A 6,688-nucleotide genomic window follows, 5' to 3' on the forward strand; every position below is an offset into this window, starting at 1 on the left:
CTCAGGCGGCTTCCGGCCTAACGCCCGCCTGGTACTGCATCGCGACCGGCCACCCCGGCAGGATCGCCAAGTACGACGTCGTACCCCGAATGGTCGCAACTTTGGGTGTAATCCCCATTCTCTTGACCACCGGACAGACAATCATCTACCCAGCAGCTTTGTTGGTGTTGGGTCTTGCCGGGACGTTGCTCTTCAATGCGCATCATGCACACAAGGACGATTTCCAGGACCTTTCCTTCGGCCGGATTATCCGCGAGATTTGGGCTCTTCGTGCCGGCGCAGGCATCACTCTGGCGGCTGGATCCTATGCTTCAACGCCTATCATCATCGTCCAGTTCATGGCTGCATCCGGCGGGTTGGCAGCGTTTGTCTCGGCAGAAAAGCTATACCGAATCGGGCTGCTGGCCACGGCAGCGCTTGGAAACAGCCTGCAGGGCTGGGTCAGTGACTTTGCAGGCGACCATGCCCGCCGCCGGAAATACTCGCTGGTTGCCCTGTCCGGACTTGGACTGGTGGGCTGGCTGTTGCTCGCTGTTGCCGGTCCTTGGGCAACGGCGCTGCTTTTCAGTGAGGCGCTGGCCGCAGATTTCTGGACCTGCTTCTGGTTCGGGCTGTCATTTCTCTTGGTCTGTGTAACCAGTTCGACTGGTGCGCACTGGCTGGTCCCTGCAAAACGCATGCGGACGGTACTGACCAGCACTATTGCCGGTGCCGTCGTGGGCGTCCCTGCCATGATCGTTCTGGCCGACTTGATGGGCGGCCCAGGCGGCGCCCTCGGACTCGCCCTTGGTGAAATCGTTGTCACCGCTATCCAGATGCTGGTCGTCCTGCGCCTACTCAAGGACCCCGACACAAACACCGCGTCGAAGCAGGCGGCTTCATGACGTGGCTCGGCTTCCTGCCGGTTGTCCTACTGGCTGTGCTGTTGATGTATGTGCCCGGTGCGGCCATAGCCGCGTGCCTGAAATTCAGGCTGGGTCCTGTGATTGGCATGGCGCCGCTGCACTCGACGGCAGCCGCCGGCCTCGCCGGAACGATTGCGGACGTCCCGGGCGTGCCTTGGAACATCGTTCCGTACCTCGCCATTTGCGCAGTGCTGGCCGGATTAGCCCTCCTCATGACACGCGGAGTCGAGTGGCCGGTGGCAAAGGTTTCATGGCGGGGGTTGCTGCCCTACCTTGCCGTGATCATCGCAGTGGCCTGTGTTACGTGGCGGTTCACGCAGTTGGTTGGTTCCCCGGTCAACCCGGCCCAGGTATTCGACAACGTGTTCCACCTCAACGCGGTCCGTTTCATCCTTGATACCGGGAACGCTTCGTCGTTGACGCTGGCGTCGCTCCAGGGAGTTTCTGGTCTGGATGCTGTATACCCCGCGGCCTGGCATTCCATCGCAGCCCTTCTTGTGCAGTTAACAGGCGTTGACATCCCGACTGCACAGAATGCCCTGAATCTGGTTATCGCTGCAGTCATTTGGCCCGCGTCGTGCCTGTTTCTCGTCGGGTCTGTCATTTCCCGGCGCCCGGCAGCACTAATCCTGGCGTCAATCGTCGCCGGCGCCCAGGTGGCGTTCCCCTACCTGATGATTGTCTGGGGCCCTCTGTTTCCATACGCGTTGGCGGTCAGCATGTTGCCTGCCGCAATGACGGCAGTGTTCGCTCTATGCGGTGTGGGCCGGAGCCACAGTGGAAGCCGGGGCGCCGGAGCCGCCTCACTCGCCCTCGCCATAGGAGGACTTGCATTTGCCCACACGAGTTCCATCAATACCCTTCTTGCCATCTCCACCCCCGTCCTGCTCTTCCTGTGGTGGCAACGGGCACGGCGCCTGGCCCCTTGGCGGACGCCGAACCTCCGGCAGGGCCTGTTCGCGCTGACCACGGTCTTCGTGCTCGGCCTGGCAGCCGTTTCCTGGCTGAAACTTCGGCCGGCACACTACGACAATTGGGGACCAACAGTGAAGCCCGGCGCGGCCATAGGGGAAATCCTGACCGTAAGCCCGATGCAGCTGGCGATTCCCGCCGTCGTCGTGTCTGTTCTTTCCGTCAGCGGCCTATATGTTGTGGTCCGCCACCGCAAACACCTTTTGCTTGCCGCTTGCTATGGTGCCGTTGCTGCACTGTACATAGTCGCCGCAGCGGCCCCCACAGGCTTCATTCGCGACGCCATCGTCGGAACGTGGTACCAAGACACTTATCGGTTGGCGGCCCTGCTGCCCTTGTTCACCACCCCAATTGCGGTGGTGGGCGGGCTTCACCTTTGGGCTCTATGGCGCAGGTCCCGGGCGGCCACCCGGACTACTTCCGCACTTGAACAACGCCTTGCCATCGTCCGTGGACGAGGTCAATTCGTGGCAGCGGCATCAGTCGTCCTGGTGGTGACGGTTCTCGCCACTTTCGTGGGCCCTACATCGCACTATGTTTCCGGGGCCTCGACGGTTTATCGGTTCGACGCGCAATCGGAAATGCTGACCCAGGACGAGCGCGCTCTGCTCGCGCGTGTTGCTGATCACGTTCCGCCTGACTCCGTCATTGCTGACAACCCGTGGAACGGGAGTTCGCTAGCTTACGCCTATGCCGGGCGTCGAGTGTTGACGCCACACCTTTTCGCCGGCATCGACCCAATTCGTGAGCTCATCGACGAACGGCTGAAGTTTGAGCCCGCTGATCCTGAAGTGTGCGATGCCCTCCGTCACACGAAGGTGGAGTTCGTTTTGGACTTCGGTAGCGCTTACATGCTTGATCTGGCCGGATCCAATGATTTCCCCGGTGTTACCGACATTGGCAATGCCGCCGGCTTCGAATTGTTGGATTCGGAAGGACCCGATGCCAAGCTTTACCGGATTACCTCGTGCGGATAACTGGAGTAGGACGCGCTACCGCTGCGTGCCACGTGTCAGCCGTTCCGGCACTGTGCCACTAGGCTGGAGTGGTGATTTCTGTTTCTAGGCGAAGTGTCAGGCTCTGCGTTGCGGCCACCTTGACAGGGATGCTCTCCCTGTCAGCGTGCTCGCATTCTCCTGAAGGCATGGTTCAAGGCGCCCTCACCGGCATCGGTGGCCAATCTGCGCAAGGTGCCGTCAGCGCCTGGAGTGTCTCGTGGAGCAGCCAGGTCAAAGGCGCGTCTGTCAGCTACTCCCCCGATGGTGCCGGCGCTGGATTGAAGGCCTTCAGTGATGGCCAGGCCCATTTTACGGCGAGCGGAAGCTCTGTGTCCGACGCCGAAAAAGCGGCGATTTCCGGACTTTGCACCTCGGCGGGTGCACTTTCCATCGCAGCCGGTGTCCTGCCGGTCGGAGTCGCCATCAAAGTCGACGGAATCAACGACCTTGTGCTGGATGCCCCAACGCTGGCAGCGATTCTGCGGGGAGACGTAGAACGCTGGAACGATCCGAAGATCGCTGCATTGAACGCTGAACAGCCCCTGCCAGACGTCGAGATCAAAGTAATGGCCGAAGAGGGCCCCTCGGAAACAACTCGCGCTGTCAACACCTATCTGGCTAACTCACCCGGCGTGTCTTGGAATCCTCTCCAGCCGGACCGCTGGCCAAAGGATGTGAAGGGACTCACCGGTTCGCAGCCACGAGACCTCGCAAACAAGCTGGACGACACTGACGGCGGCCTGGCGGTACTTGATGGAGGCATCATCGGTAACCGCTTCGTCGCCACTCAACTGGTGTTTGACGGCCAGGCACGGAAGATGGACGCAGCGTCTGTGGTGAATGCAGTCGCCGCAGGCCAGGTAACGACGACGCCGCGCTCTGTTGTCCAAGCCCTGGACGACCGCGCAGGCTATGGATTGGCGACCGTGATCTACGTCAATGTCTGCCAGCAGTACGTCGAGGAACCCCTCAACCTCCTCACCCGGTCCTTTGGCGAGGCGCTTCTCGGCGAGAAGGCGCAAAAGGACGCCAATTCTTATTCCTTTGTTATGTCACCGAGCAAGAAGGCCATCAGCGAGGGCCTGGCGCTCGTACGCACAATCGGAGACGCGCGATGAGCATCAGCAGTCGGCCCACAAAGGGCCGATCAATTCCAAGACCACTGCGGACGTTCGCCGTTCTGACCGGATTGTTCGCCGTGCTCTTAGGCTTGTGGTCCGCTGCGACGCCTCTGATGGGCTTCCCTGATGAGCCGGCGCACACTATCAAGGCTGCCGCAGTTGTGCGTGGCCAGGTTCTGGTTGAGGAAGGAACTTCCTTCGGCCACGGTGTCCACGTCAAGGTTCCAGACTATATCGCCAACCTCCACGGTCAGGGGTGCTACAAATTCAATCGCGGGCAGGCGGCAGATTGCGCTCCGCTGGTCTACGCAGACGACACCTACACGAACATCGGCGTTACCTCGGCCGCGTCCTACAACCCCATGTACTACTGGCTGGTGGGGCTTCCCACCCTGATTATGTCCGGCGCGCCAGCAATCTACGCAATGAGGCTGATCAGCGCCCTGTTCTGCGCCGTTTTCTTTGCTGCGGGATTCACGGCCCTGACAGAGCTGCGACGGCCCCAGTTTGCCGTGCTGTTGGCTGCGCTCGCCATGACGCCCATGGTCCTGTTCCTTGGTGGCGGCATCAACCCGAATTCAATGGAGATTGCCGCCACCATGGCTTCTTTCTCCGGGTTTGTAGTGGTGCTGGACAACTGGCGGAATACCAAGCTCGTTATTCCAGCTCTGGCGACAGTTGCCGCGTCCACTGTGGTTTTAGCCAATGCGCGCCAGATCTCCCTGGTGTGGCTCCTATGCGCACTCGTGGCTGGAGTCTGCTCGTTCAAACTCCGTCGCACCCTCCAGGTATTCGCAGACAAGCGTGTCCTCATTGCCGTCGGGCTTACCGTACCGGGAACGCTTTTGGGCCTCCTCTGGACCTGGATCGCCTCCAATGGCCCGGCAAATGTGGGCGTGGCTCCCGACGGCATCGCCAGTCCGCACCCTGATGCCCCGCTCTACCGGGGATTCTTGATCATGTTGGACCGGACGTTCGACTTCTTCCCCCAGTACATCGGGGTCATGGGCTGGCTGGATACGCCCGTCCCGGAACTCGTGATGCTCGTGTGGAGCGCCCTGATGATAGCGGCGCTCGTTGCCCCTTTCTGCATCCGGCCCCTGCGGAGCTGGACGGGATACTGGGTATCCCTTGCCATGCTGTATGTTGTGCCGGCGCTTCTTCAAACTGTCTTGTGGCGCTCCATGGGGTTCATCTGGCAGGGCCGATACACTCTCCCCTTGGTGGTCGTCCTGTTCATCACGGTCGGGCTTGGGCTAAGGCGGCTGCGTTTCGCAAACAAAGGCATGGCCGTCAAAGCAGCGAGGATCATTTTCTGGCTTGTAGGTGGATGCCACACGCTGGCATTCGTGTATGTCCTTCGGCGCTATGTTGTAGGAATCAGTGAGCTGGCAAACTGGCAGACCCTGTTCTCGTCCCCCGGCTGGCAGCCGCCGTTCGGCTGGTTGTTGCTGACCGTGCTGTACCTAGGCGCGTCAGCCGCAGGCATGGAGATCCTCTTCCGGTATCTCTACCCCGGGCAGAGCCTCGTCAAACGGGTCAATTCAAAGGGTGCCCGGAAGGACACAAGAGGCGCCATTAGGGGCCGTCAGACAGATAGGCAGCCCTCCGTTTCGGAAGTAAGTGCAATATTACCTAGCGGGCTGCCAAATAATTGAACCCGGACACTGACTAAGCAGCCTTCTTGAATTTTTAGGCTTATGGTCGTTGAGCACCTGACTTAACCACTTCTCCGCGGACTTCACCGCTCATAATGCACTCTTCAGGGCCCGCCAGGCCCGGGACTATCTCATTGACGGTGTATCCGGCGGTTTCTTTTAGTAGCTTTCAGCTGCCGGGAATCGGTCGCTGAAAGTGATGGCGAAGGCGTTCAAAGCTGGCTTCCAACGCACGGCCCATCGGGTCTTGCCGGCACCGGTCGGATCGAGGGATCGGGTGACCAGATAGAGGCACTTTAGCGCAGCCTGCTCGGTGGGGAAATGACCCCGGGCCTTGACGGCGCGCCGGTACCTGGCGTTGAGGGATTCGATCGCGTTGGTCGAGCAGATCACGCGTCGGATTTCCACGTCGTAGTCCAGGAACGGGATGAACTCCTCCCACGCGTTCTCCCACAGCCGCACGATCGCCCCGTATTCCTGCCCCAACGCTCCGTGAGCTCCTCGAACGCCGCTCTGGCTGCCGCAGCATTCACGGCGGTGTAGATGGGCTTCACGTCGCGTTTGAGCGCGTCAGTCCTTCTTCGAGGCCAGCCGGAAGGTATTGCGGATCAGGTGGATAATGCAGGTCTGAACGGTTGTCAGCGGCCAGACGTTGGTGACGACTTCGGGCAGGCCTTTGAGCCCGTCGCAGACCAGGAAGAAGGTGTCCTTCACGCCGCGGTTCTTGATGTCGGTGAGCACGCTCATCCAGAACTTCGCGCCCTCCCCGCCGGTCCCGGCCCAGAGACCAGGGCTCCTGACATGACTGGGTGGTCGTGCGGGTAAATTATTGAATTTCCGGGGATTTTCGCTCGCTGAAGTCTTTTAATTACGCCCCCGCTGTGAGATAACACGGGTGGGATTATTTCGCGAGTGATGGGGGGTGGGAAGATGGGTGTGTGTGATCGACTATCTGTAGGCCGTTTCAGCCAGGAAATCCTGCCGAGTTGGTGGCTGGTTTCCTGCCAAATGAGCGCTAAGAATCAGGCCAGGCA

At 60.4% G+C, this 6,688-nt stretch carries 4 protein-coding genes and 1 pseudogene; 4 read left to right on the top strand and 1 reads right to left on the bottom strand.

Annotated features, from left to right (window positions below):
- The first annotated feature begins 122 nt into the window (after window positions 1-122).
- The 4 genes from NG697_RS12785 to NG697_RS12800 all read left to right on the top strand — a co-directional run bounded on the left by NG697_RS12785 (window position 123) and on the right by NG697_RS12800 (window position 5,654).
- Window positions 123-884 (top strand): hypothetical protein, encoded by a 762-nt coding sequence (locus tag NG697_RS12785; RefSeq protein ID WP_252614418.1) that lies wholly within the window; start codon window positions 123-125, stop codon window positions 882-884.
- Window positions 881-2,854 carry a DUF6541 family protein gene (locus tag NG697_RS12790; RefSeq protein WP_252614419.1) on the top strand — a complete coding sequence of 658 codons (1,974 nt, stop codon included), beginning with the start codon at window positions 881-883 and terminating at the stop codon, window positions 2,852-2,854. The genes NG697_RS12785 and NG697_RS12790 overlap by 4 nt, the downstream gene beginning before the upstream one ends.
- 167 nt (window positions 2,855-3,021) lie before the next feature.
- The gene (locus NG697_RS12795) at window positions 3,022-3,993 is read left to right on the top strand and encodes a substrate-binding domain-containing protein (RefSeq protein ID WP_252614420.1); all 972 of its coding nucleotides are present in this window, start codon (window positions 3,022-3,024) and stop codon (window positions 3,991-3,993) included.
- Entirely contained in the window at window positions 3,990-5,654 is a 1,665-nt protein-coding gene (locus tag NG697_RS12800; protein WP_256472948.1) for a DUF2142 domain-containing protein, read from the top strand. Before NG697_RS12795 ends, NG697_RS12800 begins: the two co-directional genes overlap by 4 nt.
- Window positions 5,655-5,813: 159 nt before the next feature.
- Here NG697_RS12800 and NG697_RS12805 read toward each other — a convergent pair.
- Window positions 5,814-6,431, bottom strand: a pseudogene (locus NG697_RS12805) (IS256 family transposase); the annotation flags it as partial.
- Window positions 6,432-6,688 lie beyond the last annotated feature (257 nt).

The organism is Pseudarthrobacter raffinosi, from assembly GCF_023913835.1.
Lineage (GTDB): Bacteria > Actinomycetota > Actinomycetes > Actinomycetales > Micrococcaceae > Arthrobacter > Arthrobacter raffinosi.

Coding starts and splice junctions, on each gene's coding strand:
- NG697_RS12800 (WP_256472948.1), top strand. CDS start 3,990: ATGAGCATCAGCAGTCGGCCCACAAAGGGCCGATCAATTCCAAGACCA.
- NG697_RS12795 (WP_252614420.1), top strand. CDS start 3,022: ATGGTTCAAGGCGCCCTCACCGGCATCGGTGGCCAATCTGCGCAAGGT.
- NG697_RS12790 (WP_252614419.1), top strand. CDS start 881: ATGACGTGGCTCGGCTTCCTGCCGGTTGTCCTACTGGCTGTGCTGTTG.